Origin of the sequence: Streptomyces sp. NBC_00513 (assembly GCF_041431415.1) — a bacterium.
Taxonomy (GTDB): Bacteria; Actinomycetota; Actinomycetes; order Streptomycetales; family Streptomycetaceae; genus Streptomyces.
The window spans coordinates 1-17,339 of the sequence record NZ_CP107848.1; the positions used below are offsets into that span (position 1 = coordinate 1).

20 protein-coding genes are annotated in these 17,339 nt (G+C 71.0%); 4 read left to right on the top strand and 16 right to left on the bottom strand.

The window, feature by feature from the left end; genetic code table 11:
- Positions 1–126 precede the first annotated feature (126 nt).
- A complete protein-coding gene (locus OHA84_RS38665) occupies positions 127–864 on the top strand; it encodes a GntR family transcriptional regulator (RefSeq protein ID WP_266977268.1) in 738 nt (245 codons plus the stop codon).
- Between the two features lie 378 nt (positions 865–1,242).
- On the opposite strand, the gene OHA84_RS38670 is transcribed toward OHA84_RS38665, so the two are convergent.
- A complete protein-coding gene (locus OHA84_RS38670) occupies positions 1,243–1,887 on the bottom strand; it encodes a hypothetical protein (protein WP_266977255.1) in 645 nt (214 codons plus the stop codon).
- A 575-nt stretch (positions 1,888–2,462) separates the two neighbouring features.
- Here OHA84_RS38670 and OHA84_RS38675 point away from each other — a divergent pair.
- On the top strand, positions 2,463–2,681 hold the full coding sequence (locus OHA84_RS38675; RefSeq protein WP_266977256.1) for a hypothetical protein: 219 nt from the start codon (positions 2,463–2,465) through the stop codon (positions 2,679–2,681).
- On the opposite strand, the gene OHA84_RS38680 is transcribed toward OHA84_RS38675, so the two are convergent.
- From OHA84_RS38680 to OHA84_RS38710, 7 genes are all read right to left on the bottom strand, one after another.
- A complete protein-coding gene (locus OHA84_RS38680) occupies positions 2,667–4,385 on the bottom strand; it encodes a replication protein (RefSeq protein ID WP_266977257.1) in 1,719 nt (572 codons plus the stop codon). The genes OHA84_RS38675 and OHA84_RS38680 overlap by 15 nt on opposite strands.
- Positions 4,386–4,911: 526 nt before the next feature.
- Positions 4,912–6,039 (bottom strand): hypothetical protein, encoded by a 1,128-nt coding sequence (locus OHA84_RS38685; protein ID WP_266977258.1) that lies wholly within the window; start codon positions 6,037–6,039, stop codon positions 4,912–4,914.
- Positions 6,036–6,170, bottom strand: coding sequence for a hypothetical protein (locus tag OHA84_RS38690; RefSeq protein WP_266977259.1), 135 nt, complete (start codon positions 6,168–6,170; stop codon positions 6,036–6,038). The genes OHA84_RS38685 and OHA84_RS38690 overlap by 4 nt, the downstream gene beginning before the upstream one ends.
- 3 nt (positions 6,171–6,173) lie before the next feature.
- A complete protein-coding gene (locus OHA84_RS38695) occupies positions 6,174–6,542 on the bottom strand; it encodes a hypothetical protein (protein ID WP_266977260.1) in 369 nt (122 codons plus the stop codon).
- A gap of 144 nt (positions 6,543–6,686) precedes the next feature.
- Positions 6,687–7,550, bottom strand: a complete 864-nt coding sequence (locus OHA84_RS38700; RefSeq protein WP_266977262.1) for a hypothetical protein — start codon at positions 7,548–7,550, stop codon at positions 6,687–6,689.
- An 86-nt stretch (positions 7,551–7,636) separates the two neighbouring features.
- Entirely contained in the window at positions 7,637–8,161 is a 525-nt protein-coding gene (locus OHA84_RS38705) for a hypothetical protein (RefSeq protein WP_266977264.1), read from the bottom strand.
- The gene (locus tag OHA84_RS38710) at positions 8,161–8,532 is read right to left on the bottom strand and encodes a hypothetical protein (RefSeq protein ID WP_266977266.1); all 372 of its coding nucleotides are present in this window, start codon (positions 8,530–8,532) and stop codon (positions 8,161–8,163) included. The genes OHA84_RS38705 and OHA84_RS38710 overlap by 1 nt, the downstream gene beginning before the upstream one ends.
- Positions 8,533–8,803: 271 nt before the next feature.
- On the opposite strand from OHA84_RS38710, the gene OHA84_RS38715 reads away from it, so the two are divergent.
- A complete protein-coding gene (locus OHA84_RS38715; protein ID WP_266977268.1) occupies positions 8,804–9,541 on the top strand; it encodes a GntR family transcriptional regulator in 738 nt (245 codons plus the stop codon).
- A gap of 378 nt (positions 9,542–9,919) precedes the next feature.
- Here OHA84_RS38715 and OHA84_RS38720 read toward each other — a convergent pair whose 3' ends face one another.
- A complete protein-coding gene (locus tag OHA84_RS38720) occupies positions 9,920–10,564 on the bottom strand; it encodes a hypothetical protein (protein ID WP_266977255.1) in 645 nt (214 codons plus the stop codon).
- 575 nt (positions 10,565–11,139) lie between these two features.
- On the opposite strand from OHA84_RS38720, the gene OHA84_RS38725 reads away from it, so the two are divergent.
- On the top strand, positions 11,140–11,358 hold the full coding sequence (locus OHA84_RS38725; protein ID WP_266977256.1) for a hypothetical protein: 219 nt from the start codon (positions 11,140–11,142) through the stop codon (positions 11,356–11,358).
- Here the strand turns inward: OHA84_RS38725 and OHA84_RS38730 are convergent.
- The 7 genes from OHA84_RS38730 to OHA84_RS38760 form a co-directional block, all read right to left on the bottom strand.
- On the bottom strand, positions 11,344–13,062 hold the full coding sequence (locus tag OHA84_RS38730; RefSeq protein ID WP_266977257.1) for a replication protein: 1,719 nt from the start codon (positions 13,060–13,062) through the stop codon (positions 11,344–11,346). The two genes, OHA84_RS38725 and OHA84_RS38730, sit on opposite strands and share 15 nt — an antisense overlap.
- A gap of 526 nt (positions 13,063–13,588) precedes the next feature.
- Positions 13,589–14,716: a hypothetical protein gene (locus OHA84_RS38735; RefSeq protein WP_266977258.1), complete on the bottom strand. Its 1,128-nt coding sequence runs from the start codon at positions 14,714–14,716 to the stop codon at positions 13,589–13,591.
- Positions 14,713–14,847 (bottom strand): hypothetical protein, encoded by a 135-nt coding sequence (locus OHA84_RS38740; RefSeq protein WP_266977259.1) that lies wholly within the window; start codon positions 14,845–14,847, stop codon positions 14,713–14,715. The genes OHA84_RS38735 and OHA84_RS38740 overlap by 4 nt, the downstream gene beginning before the upstream one ends.
- Positions 14,848–14,850: 3 nt before the next feature.
- Positions 14,851–15,219 carry a hypothetical protein gene (locus OHA84_RS38745; protein WP_266977260.1) on the bottom strand — a complete coding sequence of 123 codons (369 nt, stop codon included), beginning with the start codon at positions 15,217–15,219 and terminating at the stop codon, positions 14,851–14,853.
- Positions 15,220–15,363: 144 nt separating this feature from the next.
- Positions 15,364–16,227, bottom strand: coding sequence for a hypothetical protein (locus OHA84_RS38750; RefSeq protein ID WP_266977262.1), 864 nt, complete (start codon positions 16,225–16,227; stop codon positions 15,364–15,366).
- A gap of 86 nt (positions 16,228–16,313) precedes the next feature.
- Entirely contained in the window at positions 16,314–16,838 is a 525-nt protein-coding gene (locus OHA84_RS38755; protein ID WP_266977264.1) for a hypothetical protein, read from the bottom strand.
- Positions 16,838–17,209 carry a hypothetical protein gene (locus OHA84_RS38760; protein ID WP_266977266.1) on the bottom strand — a complete coding sequence of 124 codons (372 nt, stop codon included), beginning with the start codon at positions 17,207–17,209 and terminating at the stop codon, positions 16,838–16,840. Before OHA84_RS38760 ends, OHA84_RS38755 begins: the two co-directional genes overlap by 1 nt.
- Positions 17,210–17,339 lie beyond the last annotated feature (130 nt).

The window sequence follows — 17,339 nt, forward strand, 5'->3', positions numbered from 1 at the left end:
ACGGACCAGCTCCAAGCGAGTACGACGGTACTACACTGTGTACCTCAGTGCCACACCCTTGTAGCATCAAGTCCCCAGGGCAAGTTCGAACTTGACCCGCCGTCACCAACAGCAGGAGCGACCGCCATGGACCCCACCGAAATCGGCTACCTAGACATCACCGACCACTACCGCCGGCTGATCGCCGACCGGCAGATCACCGACGGCGCGCGGCTGCCCTCGGTGCGCGACATCGCCACCGAGTGGGGCGTGGCCACCAAGACCGCGCAGCGGGCCCTGAAGGCCCTCTCGATGGAGGGCTACGCCTCTGCGGTGCGTGGACTCGGCTACGCGGCGACCTTCCGCCCCCACGACTTCGCGACCCTGCGCGTACGCGTGAACGGCTCCCGCGAACGCGGGGAGGCGTATGCCCCCGGCGACGAACAGCGCATCCTGTCCGCGAAGCTGACGCCCGCCGGCGGCGCGGTCTCCGAAGTCCTCGGGATCGAGCCGACCGACCTCGCGGTGCTCCGAACCGGGAGCGTGACCCGGGCGGGTCGGGTCATCCGGATGTCACACTCCTGGTTCCCCGCCGAACTCGCCGATCTCGTCCCGGAACTGCTGACCACCGAGTCCACCCCGCCCGGCAACGTCGCCCGGATCGAGGCAGCGACTGGCCGCAGGACCGAACTCACCGCCGACCACTTCACCGTGGACCTCACCGCCCTCCAGCACGTCCAGGGTTTCGGGGTCGCCCAGGGGACACCGGTCCTCGTACGCACCACGGTCCGCCACGACGGGCAGGGCGTCATCGAGTACGGAACCACCTGGTTCCCTCGCAACGTGGTCCTCGCCGTCGAGTACAACGAGGTGGCCGGCAACTGAACCCAGACCGCTTCAACACCCTTCAGCCCCCGCCGGAGTTCGGCGGGGGCTGCGTCGTATCGCTCGGGTCGACTGTGGGGCGCCTACCGTCAAATGGCATGCGCGGCCGGCTGGGACGGCGGCTGCGGGCGCGCTCGGATCAGCAAAAGCGGCCGGCGGCGGGAGGGGTGGGGTCGGGGGCCGTCCGTCACCTCTCAGCGACCCCGGACTCTGGCCGGGCGCCGTACCCCCGCCGTCACGGATGCGGGCGCGTGAGGCGCACGACCGCCCCGTCTCGGGCTGGCGGGGAGCTATCAGCTGCCGCGATGCGGATCCGCCGTCAATCTCGCTCCGCTCGTGACAGGTCCGTCGTGGGCGCGGGTTCGGGTGCGGGCCGTCTCACCAGAGGCCACTACCCCCCTTCCGCCGGCCCTTGCCGACAGCCTCGGCACGAGCCGCCAACGCCCTCGCGAGCCCGGACGAGTCAGGGTCCACAGCCGGCGGGGCCGGCGGCGCGGGCGGGGCCAGCTCGAAGTCACCGCCCGCCGGCTCCTGGTGGTGGTCGACGTCCACCGACGTCCGCTCGATCGCCGTCGCGAGGAAGAGCGCCGCCTGCATCTCGCGGGGCGCCGGCACCGGCACCGGCGAGGCCGCCGGCGCGCGGTCCCGCTTCATCGGCAGGCCCAGGCGCTCAGCCTCGTACGCACGCTGCCGGTGCGACCGCCGGCAGTAGCGCCGCGGCGTACGGGTGCCGAGCTGACTCACCGGCTCACCACACCACCGACACCCCGGATCCGGACCCACCCGCCGCACCACCACGTCATCGCTCATGCCTGCACCGTAGCCGTCACTGTGACGGCTAGACCGGACCCACCTAGCCGTCACAGTGACGGCTAGCCCCGCGTCGAGGACGAGCACCAGGCGCACGAGCCCGGCCGCCGTCGACCGGTACGTCATCGAGGCCAGCCGTACGTCTACGCGATGACGTACGTCGAGGAGCACCAGGCCGTCACCGACGACGTCGACCAGGAGCACGCGCAGCACCGGAATAGCGACCAGCCGCCGAACACCTCTGGCACTACGCCGATCCGGAGCCCGACCCAGCACCGCGGATCCCGCCCCACGGGACCACGCTCACTCGACCACCCAGAAGGGCACACCTCTTGCTACCCGCCCCCGAAGACCACCCCACCCCCCCACCCACACATATAAGTCCGGCTAGTCACCGGGCCAGATCCGGCCGGTGACCAGCGCGGATGCGCGGGGGTCGGACGTACCGCTTCCCCCCATGTTTCCCCCCATGTCTCCCCGGATGTTTCCCCCCATGTCTCCCCCCTTGTTTCCCCCCATGTGTTCACGGGAGCACCCAGGTATCTGCCGATACGGATCATGAAACCGGTGACTCACCGGTCCGGACCGGTGAGTCACCGGTGACTCACCAACCGGCTGGTGAGTGAGCGCGGAGAGGCCGGCTGTCAGGCCAGAACGGTGGAGCAAGATAGTGCGTACTGGGCCCAGTACGGTGCGGCCGAGGACGGCCGGAGCATGATCAAACGGGGTGGATGGACAAAGGCAGTTCCCCTGTCTGGAGAACTGCGACCGAGCGGCAGACTGCCGTCATGAGCACCCCCCGCCGCGCGCTCGGCGCCGGCCCGACGTCGAGCACCAGGCCGCCGGCCGCGATACCCGCACCGCGGCTTCTGCCGGCGGAACGAGCGGACGTCGAGCAGCACCAGGCCGTCACCGACGACGAGCACCAGGCCGTGAAGATGCCGGAGGGCCGGCGCCATCTCGGCACCGGCCCCGGCGGAGCAAGTTGGGCGCTACTGGACCGTTAGCGCGTGCCGGGCCGCACGGATGTGGGCCAGCAGGTTGACGGCCTCGACCGGTGCCGCCAACGCCGACTTGGCGGGCTTGTACTTGGCCATCCACTCGGCAACCTGCTGTTCGGACCGCCGCTTCCGCGCCTTCGCGTTGACCCGCTCGTACAGGTCCGCCTGCACCCTGGCCAGCTGCTCGGCAGTCGCCACCCGGACGTGGTCGGCCCGGCCGCCGAGGTCGACGACGACGTCGGCCGCCGTGTCGTACGACTCGGTCTTGATGACGTCCTGCATGTGCAGTTCGGCGTCCCCGTCGACCACCTTGTCGTGGGCGTCACGCGTGAGGATGACCCCGCCGGTCAACTCCTGGTTCTTGTCCTGCTCGAAGACGAACGCCTTGTTCGTCTCATCGGAGTCGTCTCCGGTGAGCTGGACGTGACCGCGCAGGCCGCGCGTCCACTCGATCGCCCGCCGGCCGGCCATGGCGCTCTCGTACTCCGCCCACCAGATCCGGCACTGCGCGGCGGTACCGTACCCCTCCGCCCGCGCAGGCTTGAGCCTCGCGACCTCCAGGTCGTGCAGCCGGTAGAGCATCTGGAACGGCGTCATGGACTGGCCCCGGTACGACTTGTTGTCGGCGCGGGTGGTCTCCATCGCGGCCCCGCTCGCAGCGTCCAGATCCGCGCGGACCGACGCCGCCGGCGCCTTGCCGTCCTGGACCTTGGTCAGGTACTCGATCAGCGCTTCGTCGTCCGCCGACGTGATCAGCTTGACCATGACGCCGTGGCCCTTGCCCTCGCACTTGCAGTCGCGGGTGTAGCAGTCGGTCGAGGGCGTGAACTCCGGGTCTGCCTTGGCAAGAGCGCCGGTCCACAGCTCGCGGAGCCAGTCCTCCCACTCCTCCAGCGCGTCGCCCCCGGGCGTGAAGTAGCCGGCTACCTTGCCCTTGGCCGGGGTCCCGTTGACCTTGCCGCCGAGGAACACGAGCCCGTTCGTGTGCGGGTGCCAGCCGTGCTCCAGCGACCGCGTCACCTCCGAGGCCCGGACCATGCCCGCGTACCCGATCCGGTGCCGGATGCCCTGCTCCGCCGCACGGACCGAGTGCCCGAACGACCCGTCCTTGCGCTCCCACCAGGACACCGCCTCGGGCCGGCCGTAGAACCTCGGGTCGGTGAGCATCGTCTGGTAGGCGCCGGGTACCCGCCGCGGCTTCCCGTTCCGGTCCCGGACCGGGGCGCCGTCCGCATCGAGCATCGGCGCGCCCCACATCGCGGCCGCGAGCCGGGCCAGTTCGTGCGTCCGGTTGTGCCGGGCGGTGAGGACGACCACGGCGAGCGTGCCGCCAGCCGCCAGCCACCTCAGAGCGCCCGTCTTCAGTTCCTCGGTCCGGCCCCGGCGGATCGCACCGGAGCACTCCGGGCAGAACCAGATCCGCCCGCAGCGGACGAGCCCGATCGTCACGACGTAGCCGCGCGTCGAGCGGGCGTAGATCACTCCCGTCTCCGGGTCGAGCACCCGCCGGCCGCAGCCCCCGCACGCGTCGATGCCCGAGACCCGGTTCAGAACCTTCCGGCCCTGGTAGCGCCGAATCGCGGCAGCCGCCGCTTTGTCCGCGCGGGTCTGTTCTGAGGGGCGCTGCGCCCCCTCAGACTCCCCCGCTCCACCCTCCGGACGTTCCCGCAGGTCAGAGGCGGTCTGGCCGCTCTTGGAAAACTCTGTCAACCCTTTACCTAGTTGTGCAGCTCCGCTGCCCTGTTCTTGCAGGTCAGAGGCCGTTTTCGGGGTGGATTTCGCGTCACCCTTGCGACAGGTGGGAGAGCAGTAGCTCTGACCCGCTCGCGAGCGGGTGAACTGGCGTCCGCACGCCTTCCGCCGGCAGCGGGCCCGCCGGGCGGGTACACGAACGGCCCCGCTCTGCGACGCGTCCGGGGACGGGGTCGCGGCCGGGGCCGAGGTTCCTGCATCATGGGAGAGCACTGCGTGAGCACCAATCCGGGGTCCGTGAGAAGAAGTCGGGTTCTGGTGTTCGCGGAATGAGGTCCGGCGTTGACGCGCCGGACCTCTCCGCGTTTCTGGAGTTATGTGGGTCGAGCCTGTCACAAGTGGCGGCCCATCAGCCGCGAGGCGCCAATGTCGCCTTGGGGCTGGTGGGGTTTCGAGGGCCGAGGAACGCCCCGCCGACTAGGTCGGCGGGGCGTTGGTGTGCCCTGTCAGCTCTCGCGGTTGGTCGCGGTCAGCGGGTGGGTGCTCATGCGCTCATCTCCAGTTGTCCGGGCACCTGCTCCAGCTCGCGGTATCGGGCGGCGATCCAGCCGGTGGACCAGCCCGTGAGCGCTGCCGTGGCGCGCTGTGAGCGCCCTTCGCGGACCGCGCTCACGACCGCCGCGCGGGCGTCCCGCTCGCTCATCTTGCCGTCGGTCGGGGCCGGCTGAGGGGCCGGCTCGGCGACGTCGTGAGCGGGGGTGCTCACGGTGGCACTCACGGCCGGGCGCGGGGTGCTCACGGCAGCGCTCACAGGCGCCGGGACGGACCGGCGAGCGTCAGTCGCCTTGCGGTCCCGCTCGGTCTTCTGCGCGGCTTCACGGGCCGCGTGCTCACGGTCGAGACGCTGCTGCTCATCACGGCGCAACCGGTCGACGCGCTCCCGCTCCTGCCGCTTCTCCTCAGCAGCCGCAAGGCGTGCGGCTTCCTCGCGAGCCGCGGCCCGCTCTTCCCGCTCACGTTCCATCTGCGCGGCGTGGTCCCGCTCTTCGCGAGCGAGCTGGGCAGCGTGCTCACGCTCGTGCGCACGGTCGGCCCGCTCTTGCTCACGGCGCCGCTCCTCCGCCTGCCGGTCGCGCTCACGCTCGTCTGCACGAGCCATCTCCCGCGCCTCTCGCTCCGCTCGTGAGCGCTCCTCCTCCTCCCGCCGCTCACGGGCCACCCGGTCTCGCTCCACGGCGCGCTCACGCTGGATCCGAGCCACGGCCCGCGTGATCGCCCGCCGCCACATGAGCGCCGCCTCAGCGGTGACGATGAGCAGGATCGGGGCGACCGCGTGCACGCCCACGCCGACCCAGTCGCCCGAGAGCATCGAGTCCCCGACGTTGAGCGCGAGCGTCATGGCGCCGGTGAGCCAGCGCAGGACCACCGGCCAGGCGCCAGCCTCCCCGTCGAGCCGCGCGACGATGGCACCGACGCGAACGACGATGATCACGGCCGCGTCCACGACGAGCGGAAGAATCGGCGCGGTCCAGTCCCACTCGTCGGAGGTCACCCGCTGGACGAGCGGAGTCACGGTGAGGACCGAGTACAGGACCGCCCCGGCGACGATGACCCAGACGAGCCGCAGAGTCCGTTCGGCAGCGTCGATCTGCTGCTGGGTGCTCAACTTCATCGCTTGCCCTTCGGATTGATGTCGGTTTTGGCCTTCGCGTGGCGCTGGAGTGCGGCGGCGGCCTTGCGGCTGGCGGCCTCGGCGCTCGCGGCAGCCGCGGCAGCCGCAGCGGCGTTCTCTTTCTGTCCCATGGCTCAGCCGCCGCAGGGGACGACGCCGTCGACGTCCGCAAACTGGTGGCGGACGTACCCGGCCATGGCGCCCCAGCCGCCGCTGTGCGTACCGGTGGTGATCTGGTGGACCCACACGAGCGCGGGGTCGGTCGGGTGGCAGCCCTGGATGCTGGCCTCGTCGGCGGTGCCCATGGCTCCGATGACGGTCCCGTCCTCGGCACGGAGCAGCAGACCGCGCGTACCGTCCTTCGGGGTCACGTCCACCGTGGCTCCCTCGTAGTGGACGTAGCCGGGGGACGGCGCCTTCTCCGGCAGGGCGACGGTGACGGCGGCGCCGGTCCCGAGCGCGGCGGCGAGTACGGTGGCAGCGGCCTTGGTTGCGAGGATCATCGCGTTCTCCTACTGGGGTTGGCCGCCCTCACCCGGGATCTTGTTCAGGGAGCACCGGGTGGGGGCGGGTCTACTGACGGCCCCGATCGGGGCCAGCTCCGAGGAGCGGTAAACGGGTAAGCGGTAAGCCGGTGACCTGCGGGTTTACCCGCTTACCGATCGGGTCCCGAAGTCGGGGGAGTGGGGGACCGGAGCCGTCTGGGTCAGGTCCGGCACCAGGTGGACCGGGAGGCGCGGCATGTGTCCCAGGGCCTGCGCGAGCTGGTCGTAGGCGACACCGATCGCCTTGGCGCCGGAGACGCTGACGACCTTTGTCGGGACACCGACGTCGCGCAGCTTCGCGGGGAACGTCGCCGAGGTGAGGCCGAGGAAGTCGCCTCGCTGGTGCAGGCCGTGCAGGAGATCGACGGCATGGACACCGTTGTGCCCCGACTGCTGCGCGGTCGCGACGGCCTGCTCGACGTACGTCAGGAGCTGCTGCTTCCACTTCCCCGTATCGACCGGCTCCGGCTCCGGCGCCGCAGGTTCCAGGACGAGCAAGGCCGTGTCCGCGAGGAGTTCGGCGGGTACCGGACGGACCGTCCGGCCGAAGGACCGGTCACCGCGCACACAGCAGGCCGTCACCGCTCCGGCCGTCGAGAGCAGGAACACGACACCGTCGAGCAGCCAGGAGCCGGCCACCACTCCCCCGACGGGGACGGCGAGCAGCGAGCAGCGCGCCACCGCGATCCGGACCCGGCGGTGACGGATCTGCCCCGGGTCGACGTCACGAATCTCGAAGTCGCCCAGTGCGTCGAGCGCGGCATCGTGGCGCCGGGCCTCGCGCTCCGCCTGGGCGAGGTCGGCCTGCGCCGCCGGCACGAGCCCGCCGTCTTCGGCCGCGATCCGACGCAGCTTCGTCGCCCGCCGGTGCGCACGCTTCGCCTCGCGGGCATGCTCCTCGACGGCCTCACTGTGCTTGGCGGCGCGCGCTTTGACGATCCGCCGGTGGAGCTCCTCTTCCGACACCGTGTGTCCGCCCGCCCAGTGCGCGACGGCGACACCGATATGGCCGGCCCCAGCGGCAGTCCGGGCAATCAGGGGTGCAGGCCGGTTCATCCGATCAGCACCTCCCCCGCCCAGGACACGAGTGGGACCAGGACCATGGACGCCCAGCCGCCGACCGCGACCGTGATGCCCCAGGTAGCGCCGGTCACCGCGCCCGAGAGGGCGAGGGCGCGTTCGCCCCACCCCTTGGCGAAGTAGACGAACAGACCGAGGCCCACCACGAGAATCAGGGCGATCCAGGACCCGGAGTAGGTCAGAACCTCCCCTGTGGACAGGGGGACCGCGCCCGCCCCGGCCTGGCCGATCGCCGCGTCCCCGACCGTCCGGCCCATCGCGTTGCCGGTACCGGTGAAGCCCGCAGAGATCCGGCCCAAGAGCCCGGCCGTGACGGCGGAGGCCAGAACCATCGTGAGGAACGAGCCGGACCACGGCAGCCAGATCCGGCGCTTCTTGAGCGCCTTGAGCTTGCGGCCCTGCGAGTAGAAAACCGACATCGCAGTGACGCACAACAGGAAGAACCCGAAGGCCGATCCCGCCCTCGTCACGACGTGGGTGAAGGTGATCAGGTCCATCAGGCGCCCACGATCCAGGCCGCGATCAGGCTGCGGGTCGGCTCGGCGATCAGCGTCCCGCCGATGGCGGCGACGAGGAGCGCGGCGCACGCCCACCGGCGGACGCGTCCGCCGGTCGCCATGCCGATCGCGCAGACCATGGACGTGATGAACGCGGTGGAGAACGCGGCGTCCACCGACACCGCCTCGGTCACCGGAACCGCCACCCGGTCGGCCCACACCAGGGCCGGGACGGTCGCGAGGCCGATCACCGTGAGAGTGCGGACCGGCCGCGCCGCCTTGATCGCGGCCCGGACGCGATCCCAGTCCACCGCGTGCGCGTTGGTCGGGTCCAGCTCCGGAATGTGGTCGAAGTTCTCCGGCAGAGTCATATCAAAACCCCCCAATACGGGAGGTGCGGAGCCGGAGCTCCGAGGGGCTAGCGTGGGACACGGCGGTCACCTTTCACGAGGCGTGCTGCTACGGAGCCCCGCCCGCGATCTGTGGAAGGTGATCGGGCGGGGCGCTGTGTGACGTACGGACCAGCTCCAAGCGAGTACGACGGTACTACACTGTGTACCTCAGTGCCACACCCTTGTAGCATCAAGTCCCCAGGGCAAGTTCGAACTTGACCCGCCGTCACCAACAGCAGGAGCGACCGCCATGGACCCCACCGAAATCGGCTACCTAGACATCACCGACCACTACCGCCGGCTGATCGCCGACCGGCAGATCACCGACGGCGCGCGGCTGCCCTCGGTGCGCGACATCGCCACCGAGTGGGGCGTGGCCACCAAGACCGCGCAGCGGGCCCTGAAGGCCCTCTCGATGGAGGGCTACGCCTCTGCGGTGCGTGGACTCGGCTACGCGGCGACCTTCCGCCCCCACGACTTCGCGACCCTGCGCGTACGCGTGAACGGCTCCCGCGAACGCGGGGAGGCGTATGCCCCCGGCGACGAACAGCGCATCCTGTCCGCGAAGCTGACGCCCGCCGGCGGCGCGGTCTCCGAAGTCCTCGGGATCGAGCCGACCGACCTCGCGGTGCTCCGAACCGGGAGCGTGACCCGGGCGGGTCGGGTCATCCGGATGTCACACTCCTGGTTCCCCGCCGAACTCGCCGATCTCGTCCCGGAACTGCTGACCACCGAGTCCACCCCGCCCGGCAACGTCGCCCGGATCGAGGCAGCGACTGGCCGCAGGACCGAACTCACCGCCGACCACTTCACCGTGGACCTCACCGCCCTCCAGCACGTCCAGGGTTTCGGGGTCGCCCAGGGGACACCGGTCCTCGTACGCACCACGGTCCGCCACGACGGGCAGGGCGTCATCGAGTACGGAACCACCTGGTTCCCTCGCAACGTGGTCCTCGCCGTCGAGTACAACGAGGTGGCCGGCAACTGAACCCAGACCGCTTCAACACCCTTCAGCCCCCGCCGGAGTTCGGCGGGGGCTGCGTCGTATCGCTCGGGTCGACTGTGGGGCGCCTACCGTCAAATGGCATGCGCGGCCGGCTGGGACGGCGGCTGCGGGCGCGCTCGGATCAGCAAAAGCGGCCGGCGGCGGGAGGGGTGGGGTCGGGGGCCGTCCGTCACCTCTCAGCGACCCCGGACTCTGGCCGGGCGCCGTACCCCCGCCGTCACGGATGCGGGCGCGTGAGGCGCACGACCGCCCCGTCTCGGGCTGGCGGGGAGCTATCAGCTGCCGCGATGCGGATCCGCCGTCAATCTCGCTCCGCTCGTGACAGGTCCGTCGTGGGCGCGGGTTCGGGTGCGGGCCGTCTCACCAGAGGCCACTACCCCCCTTCCGCCGGCCCTTGCCGACAGCCTCGGCACGAGCCGCCAACGCCCTCGCGAGCCCGGACGAGTCAGGGTCCACAGCCGGCGGGGCCGGCGGCGCGGGCGGGGCCAGCTCGAAGTCACCGCCCGCCGGCTCCTGGTGGTGGTCGACGTCCACCGACGTCCGCTCGATCGCCGTCGCGAGGAAGAGCGCCGCCTGCATCTCGCGGGGCGCCGGCACCGGCACCGGCGAGGCCGCCGGCGCGCGGTCCCGCTTCATCGGCAGGCCCAGGCGCTCAGCCTCGTACGCACGCTGCCGGTGCGACCGCCGGCAGTAGCGCCGCGGCGTACGGGTGCCGAGCTGACTCACCGGCTCACCACACCACCGACACCCCGGATCCGGACCCACCCGCCGCACCACCACGTCATCGCTCATGCCTGCACCGTAGCCGTCACTGTGACGGCTAGACCGGACCCACCTAGCCGTCACAGTGACGGCTAGCCCCGCGTCGAGGACGAGCACCAGGCGCACGAGCCCGGCCGCCGTCGACCGGTACGTCATCGAGGCCAGCCGTACGTCTACGCGATGACGTACGTCGAGGAGCACCAGGCCGTCACCGACGACGTCGACCAGGAGCACGCGCAGCACCGGAATAGCGACCAGCCGCCGAACACCTCTGGCACTACGCCGATCCGGAGCCCGACCCAGCACCGCGGATCCCGCCCCACGGGACCACGCTCACTCGACCACCCAGAAGGGCACACCTCTTGCTACCCGCCCCCGAAGACCACCCCACCCCCCCACCCACACATATAAGTCCGGCTAGTCACCGGGCCAGATCCGGCCGGTGACCAGCGCGGATGCGCGGGGGTCGGACGTACCGCTTCCCCCCATGTTTCCCCCCATGTCTCCCCGGATGTTTCCCCCCATGTCTCCCCCCTTGTTTCCCCCCATGTGTTCACGGGAGCACCCAGGTATCTGCCGATACGGATCATGAAACCGGTGACTCACCGGTCCGGACCGGTGAGTCACCGGTGACTCACCAACCGGCTGGTGAGTGAGCGCGGAGAGGCCGGCTGTCAGGCCAGAACGGTGGAGCAAGATAGTGCGTACTGGGCCCAGTACGGTGCGGCCGAGGACGGCCGGAGCATGATCAAACGGGGTGGATGGACAAAGGCAGTTCCCCTGTCTGGAGAACTGCGACCGAGCGGCAGACTGCCGTCATGAGCACCCCCCGCCGCGCGCTCGGCGCCGGCCCGACGTCGAGCACCAGGCCGCCGGCCGCGATACCCGCACCGCGGCTTCTGCCGGCGGAACGAGCGGACGTCGAGCAGCACCAGGCCGTCACCGACGACGAGCACCAGGCCGTGAAGATGCCGGAGGGCCGGCGCCATCTCGGCACCGGCCCCGGCGGAGCAAGTTGGGCGCTACTGGACCGTTAGCGCGTGCCGGGCCGCACGGATGTGGGCCAGCAGGTTGACGGCCTCGACCGGTGCCGCCAACGCCGACTTGGCGGGCTTGTACTTGGCCATCCACTCGGCAACCTGCTGTTCGGACCGCCGCTTCCGCGCCTTCGCGTTGACCCGCTCGTACAGGTCCGCCTGCACCCTGGCCAGCTGCTCGGCAGTCGCCACCCGGACGTGGTCGGCCCGGCCGCCGAGGTCGACGACGACGTCGGCCGCCGTGTCGTACGACTCGGTCTTGATGACGTCCTGCATGTGCAGTTCGGCGTCCCCGTCGACCACCTTGTCGTGGGCGTCACGCGTGAGGATGACCCCGCCGGTCAACTCCTGGTTCTTGTCCTGCTCGAAGACGAACGCCTTGTTCGTCTCATCGGAGTCGTCTCCGGTGAGCTGGACGTGACCGCGCAGGCCGCGCGTCCACTCGATCGCCCGCCGGCCGGCCATGGCGCTCTCGTACTCCGCCCACCAGATCCGGCACTGCGCGGCGGTACCGTACCCCTCCGCCCGCGCAGGCTTGAGCCTCGCGACCTCCAGGTCGTGCAGCCGGTAGAGCATCTGGAACGGCGTCATGGACTGGCCCCGGTACGACTTGTTGTCGGCGCGGGTGGTCTCCATCGCGGCCCCGCTCGCAGCGTCCAGATCCGCGCGGACCGACGCCGCCGGCGCCTTGCCGTCCTGGACCTTGGTCAGGTACTCGATCAGCGCTTCGTCGTCCGCCGACGTGATCAGCTTGACCATGACGCCGTGGCCCTTGCCCTCGCACTTGCAGTCGCGGGTGTAGCAGTCGGTCGAGGGCGTGAACTCCGGGTCTGCCTTGGCAAGAGCGCCGGTCCACAGCTCGCGGAGCCAGTCCTCCCACTCCTCCAGCGCGTCGCCCCCGGGCGTGAAGTAGCCGGCTACCTTGCCCTTGGCCGGGGTCCCGTTGACCTTGCCGCCGAGGAACACGAGCCCGTTCGTGTGCGGGTGCCAGCCGTGCTCCAGCGACCGCGTCACCTCCGAGGCCCGGACCATGCCCGCGTACCCGATCCGGTGCCGGATGCCCTGCTCCGCCGCACGGACCGAGTGCCCGAACGACCCGTCCTTGCGCTCCCACCAGGACACCGCCTCGGGCCGGCCGTAGAACCTCGGGTCGGTGAGCATCGTCTGGTAGGCGCCGGGTACCCGCCGCGGCTTCCCGTTCCGGTCCCGGACCGGGGCGCCGTCCGCATCGAGCATCGGCGCGCCCCACATCGCGGCCGCGAGCCGGGCCAGTTCGTGCGTCCGGTTGTGCCGGGCGGTGAGGACGACCACGGCGAGCGTGCCGCCAGCCGCCAGCCACCTCAGAGCGCCCGTCTTCAGTTCCTCGGTCCGGCCCCGGCGGATCGCACCGGAGCACTCCGGGCAGAACCAGATCCGCCCGCAGCGGACGAGCCCGATCGTCACGACGTAGCCGCGCGTCGAGCGGGCGTAGATCACTCCCGTCTCCGGGTCGAGCACCCGCCGGCCGCAGCCCCCGCACGCGTCGATGCCCGAGACCCGGTTCAGAACCTTCCGGCCCTGGTAGCGCCGAATCGCGGCAGCCGCCGCTTTGTCCGCGCGGGTCTGTTCTGAGGGGCGCTGCGCCCCCTCAGACTCCCCCGCTCCACCCTCCGGACGTTCCCGCAGGTCAGAGGCGGTCTGGCCGCTCTTGGAAAACTCTGTCAACCCTTTACCTAGTTGTGCAGCTCCGCTGCCCTGTTCTTGCAGGTCAGAGGCCGTTTTCGGGGTGGATTTCGCGTCACCCTTGCGACAGGTGGGAGAGCAGTAGCTCTGACCCGCTCGCGAGCGGGTGAACTGGCGTCCGCACGCCTTCCGCCGGCAGCGGGCCCGCCGGGCGGGTACACGAACGGCCCCGCTCTGCGACGCGTCCGGGGACGGGGTCGCGGCCGGGGCCGAGGTTCCTGCATCATGGGAGAGCACTGCGTGAGCACCAATCCGGGGTCCGTGAGAAGAAGTCGGGTTCTGGTGTTCGCGGAATGAGGTCCGGCGTTGACGCGCCGGACCTCTCCGCGTTTCTGGAGTTATGTGGGTCGAGCCTGTCACAAGTGGCGGCCCATCAGCCGCGAGGCGCCAATGTCGCCTTGGGGCTGGTGGGGTTTCGAGGGCCGAGGAACGCCCCGCCGACTAGGTCGGCGGGGCGTTGGTGTGCCCTGTCAGCTCTCGCGGTTGGTCGCGGTCAGCGGGTGGGTGCTCATGCGCTCATCTCCAGTTGTCCGGGCACCTGCTCCAGCTCGCGGTATCGGGCGGCGATCCAGCCGGTGGACCAGCCCGTGAGCGCTGCCGTGGCGCGCTGTGAGCGCCCTTCGCGGACCGCGCTCACGACCGCCGCGCGGGCGTCCCGCTCGCTCATCTTGCCGTCGGTCGGGGCCGGCTGAGGGGCCGGCTCGGCGACGTCGTGAGCGGGGGTGCTCACGGTGGCACTCACGGCCGGGCGCGGGGTGCTCACGGCAGCGCTCACAGGCGCCGGGACGGACCGGCGAGCGTCAGTCGCCTTGCGGTCCCGCTCGGTCTTCTGCGCGGCTTCACGGGCCGCGTGCTCACGGTCGAGACGCTGCTGCTCATCACGGCGCAACCGGTCGACGCGCTCCCGCTCCTGCCGCTTCTCCTCAGCAGCCGCAAGGCGTGCGGCTTCCTCGCGAGCCGCGGCCCGCTCTTCCCGCTCACGTTCCATCTGCGCGGCGTGGTCCCGCTCTTCGCGAGCGAGCTGGGCAGCGTGCTCACGCTCGTGCGCACGGTCGGCCCGCTCTTGCTCACGGCGCCGCTCCTCCGCCTGCCGGTCGCGCTCACGCTCGTCTGCACGAGCCATCTCCCGCGCCTCTCGCTCCGCTCGTGAGCGCTCCTCCTCCTCCCGCCGCTCACGGGCCACCCGGTCTCGCTCCACGGCGCGCTCACGCTGGATCCGAGCCACGGCCCGCGTGATCGCCCGCCGCCACATGAGCGCCGCCTCAGCGGTGACGATGAGCAGGATCGGGGCGACCGCGTGCACGCCCACGCCGACCCAGTCGCCCGAGAGCATCGAGTCCCCGACGTTGAGCGCGAGCGTCATGGCGCCGGTGAGCCAGCGCAGGACCACCGGCCAGGCGCCAGCCTCCCCGTCGAGCCGCGCGACGATGGCACCGACGCGAACGACGATGATCACGGCCGCGTCCACGACGAGCGGAAGAATCGGCGCGGTCCAGTCCCACTCGTCGGAGGTCACCCGCTGGACGAGCGGAGTCACGGTGAGGACCGAGTACAGGACCGCCCCGGCGACGATGACCCAGACGAGCCGCAGAGTCCGTTCGGCAGCGTCGATCTGCTGCTGGGTGCTCAACTTCATCGCTTGCCCTTCGGATTGATGTCGGTTTTGGCCTTCGCGTGGCGCTGGAGTGCGGCGGCGGCCTTGCGGCTGGCGGCCTCGGCGCTCGCGGCAGCCGCGGCAGCCGCAGCGGCGTTCTCTTTCTGTCCCATGGCTCAGCCGCCGCAGGGGACGACGCCGTCGACGTCCGCAAACTGGTGGCGGACGTACCCGGCCATGGCGCCCCAGCCGCCGCTGTGCGTACCGGTGGTGATCTGGTGGACCCACACGAGCGCGGGGTCGGTCGGGTGGCAGCCCTGGATGCTGGCCTCGTCGGCGGTGCCCATGGCTCCGATGACGGTCCCGTCCTCGGCACGGAGCAGCAGACCGCGCGTACCGTCCTTCGGGGTCACGTCCACCGTGGCTCCCTCGTAGTGGACGTAGCCGGGGGACGGCGCCTTCTCCGGCAGGGCGACGGTGACGGCGGCGCCGGTCCCGAGCGCGGCGGCGAGTACGGTGGCAGCGGCCTTGGTTGCGAGGATCATCGCGTTCTCCTACTGGGGTTGGCCGCCCTCACCCGGGATCTTGTTCAGGGAGCACCGGGTGGGGGCGGGTCTACTGACGGCCCCGATCGGGGCCAGCTCCGAGGAGCGGTAAACGGGTAAGCGGTAAGCCGGTGACCTGCGGGTTTACCCGCTTACCGATCGGGTCCCGAAGTCGGGGGAGTGGGGGACCGGAGCCGTCTGGGTCAGGTCCGGCACCAGGTGGACCGGGAGGCGCGGCATGTGTCCCAGGGCCTGCGCGAGCTGGTCGTAGGCGACACCGATCGCCTTGGCGCCGGAGACGCTGACGACCTTTGTCGGGACACCGACGTCGCGCAGCTTCGCGGGGAACGTCGCCGAGGTGAGGCCGAGGAAGTCGCCTCGCTGGTGCAGGCCGTGCAGGAGATCGACGGCATGGACACCGTTGTGCCCCGACTGCTGCGCGGTCGCGACGGCCTGCTCGACGTACGTCAGGAGCTGCTGCTTCCACTTCCCCGTATCGACCGGCTCCGGCTCCGGCGCCGCAGGTTCCAGGACGAGCAAGGCCGTGTCCGCGAGGAGTTCGGCGGGTACCGGACGGACCGTCCGGCCGAAGGACCGGTCACCGCGCACACAGCAGGCCGTCACCGCTCCGGCCGTCGAGAGCAGGAACACGACACCGTCGAGCAGCCAGGAGCCGGCCACCACTCCCCCGACGGGGACGGCGAGCAGCGAGCAGCGCGCCACCGCGATCCGGACCCGGCGGTGACGGATCTGCCCCGGGTCGACGTCACGAATCTCGAAGTCGCCCAGTGCGTCGAGCGCGGCATCGTGGCGCCGGGCCTCGCGCTCCGCCTGGGCGAGGTCGGCCTGCGCCGCCGGCACGAGCCCGCCGTCTTCGGCCGCGATCCGACGCAGCTTCGTCGCCCGCCGGTGCGCACGCTTCGCCTCGCGGGCATGCTCCTCGACGGCCTCACTGTGCTTGGCGGCGCGCGCTTTGACGATCCGCCGGTGGAGCTCCTCTTCCGACACCGTGTGTCCGCCCGCCCAGTGCGCGACGGCGACACCGATATGGCCGGCCCCAGCGGCAGTCCGGGCAATCAGGGGTGCAGGCCGGTTCATCCGATCAGCACCTCCCCCGCCCAGGACACGAGTGGGACCAGGACCATGGACGCCCAGCCGCCGACCGCGACCGTGATGCCCCAGGTAGCGCCGGTCACCGCGCCCGAGAGGGCGAGGGCGCGTTCGCCCCACCCCTTGGCGAAGTAGACGAACAGACCGAGGCCCACCACGAGAATCAGGGCGATCCAGGACCCGGAGTAGGTCAGAACCTCCCCTGTGGACAGGGGGACCGCGCCCGCCCCGGCCTGGCCGATCGCCGCGTCCCCGACCGTCCGGCCCATCGCGTTGCCGGTACCGGTGAAGCCCGCAGAGATCCGGCCCAAGAGCCCGGCCGTGACGGCGGAGGCCAGAACCATCGTGAGGAACGAGCCGGACCACGGCAGCCAGATCCGGCGCTTCTTGAGCGCCTTGAGCTTGCGGCCCTGCGAGTAGAAAACCGACATCGCAGTGACGCACAACAGGAAGAACCCGAAGGCCGATCCCGCCCTCGTCACGACGTGGGTGAAGGTGATCAGGTCCATCAGGCGCCCACGATCCAGGCCGCGATCAGGCTGCGGGTCGGCTCGGCGATCAGCGTCCCGCCGATGGCGGCGACGAGGAGCGCGGCGCACGCCCACCGGCGGACGCGTCCGCCGGTCGCCATGCCGATCGCGCAGACCATGGACGTGATGAACGCGGTGGAGAACGCGGCGTCCACCGACACCGCCTCGGTCACCGGAACCGCCACCCGGTCGGCCCACACCAGGGCCGGGACGGTCGCGAGGCCGATCACCGTGAGAGTGCGGACCGGCCGCGCCGCCTTGATCGCGGCCCGGACGCGATCCCAGTCCACCGCGTGCGCGTTGGTCGGGTCCAGCTCCGGAATGTGGTCGAAGTTCTCCGGCAGAGTCATATCAAAACCCCCCAATACGGGAGGTGCGGAGCCGGAGCTCCGAGGGGCTAGCGTGGGACACGGCGGTCACCTTTCACGAGGCGTGCTGCTACGGAGCCCCGCCCGCGATCTGTGGAAGGTGATCGGGCGG

What these genes read in the sequence shown, in the direction of transcription:
- OHA84_RS38685 (WP_266977258.1), bottom strand. Translation starts at nt 6,039, where the DNA reads ATGAAGTTGAGCACCCAGCAGCAGATCGACGCTGCCGAACGGACTCTG.
- OHA84_RS38675 (WP_266977256.1), top strand. Translation starts at nt 2,463, where the DNA reads ATGAGCACCCCCCGCCGCGCGCTCGGCGCCGGCCCGACGTCGAGCACC.
- OHA84_RS38735 (WP_266977258.1), bottom strand. Translation starts at nt 14,716, where the DNA reads ATGAAGTTGAGCACCCAGCAGCAGATCGACGCTGCCGAACGGACTCTG.
- OHA84_RS38710 (WP_266977266.1), bottom strand. Translation starts at nt 8,532, where the DNA reads ATGACTCTGCCGGAGAACTTCGACCACATTCCGGAGCTGGACCCGACC.
- OHA84_RS38725 (WP_266977256.1), top strand. Translation starts at nt 11,140, where the DNA reads ATGAGCACCCCCCGCCGCGCGCTCGGCGCCGGCCCGACGTCGAGCACC.
- OHA84_RS38695 (WP_266977260.1), bottom strand. Translation starts at nt 6,542, where the DNA reads ATGATCCTCGCAACCAAGGCCGCTGCCACCGTACTCGCCGCCGCGCTC.
- OHA84_RS38745 (WP_266977260.1), bottom strand. Translation starts at nt 15,219, where the DNA reads ATGATCCTCGCAACCAAGGCCGCTGCCACCGTACTCGCCGCCGCGCTC.
- OHA84_RS38690 (WP_266977259.1), bottom strand. Translation starts at nt 6,170, where the DNA reads ATGGGACAGAAAGAGAACGCCGCTGCGGCTGCCGCGGCTGCCGCGAGC.
- OHA84_RS38665 (WP_266977268.1), top strand. Translation starts at nt 127, where the DNA reads ATGGACCCCACCGAAATCGGCTACCTAGACATCACCGACCACTACCGC.
- OHA84_RS38740 (WP_266977259.1), bottom strand. Translation starts at nt 14,847, where the DNA reads ATGGGACAGAAAGAGAACGCCGCTGCGGCTGCCGCGGCTGCCGCGAGC.
- OHA84_RS38705 (WP_266977264.1), bottom strand. Translation starts at nt 8,161, where the DNA reads ATGGACCTGATCACCTTCACCCACGTCGTGACGAGGGCGGGATCGGCC.
- OHA84_RS38755 (WP_266977264.1), bottom strand. Translation starts at nt 16,838, where the DNA reads ATGGACCTGATCACCTTCACCCACGTCGTGACGAGGGCGGGATCGGCC.
- OHA84_RS38715 (WP_266977268.1), top strand. Translation starts at nt 8,804, where the DNA reads ATGGACCCCACCGAAATCGGCTACCTAGACATCACCGACCACTACCGC.
- OHA84_RS38760 (WP_266977266.1), bottom strand. Translation starts at nt 17,209, where the DNA reads ATGACTCTGCCGGAGAACTTCGACCACATTCCGGAGCTGGACCCGACC.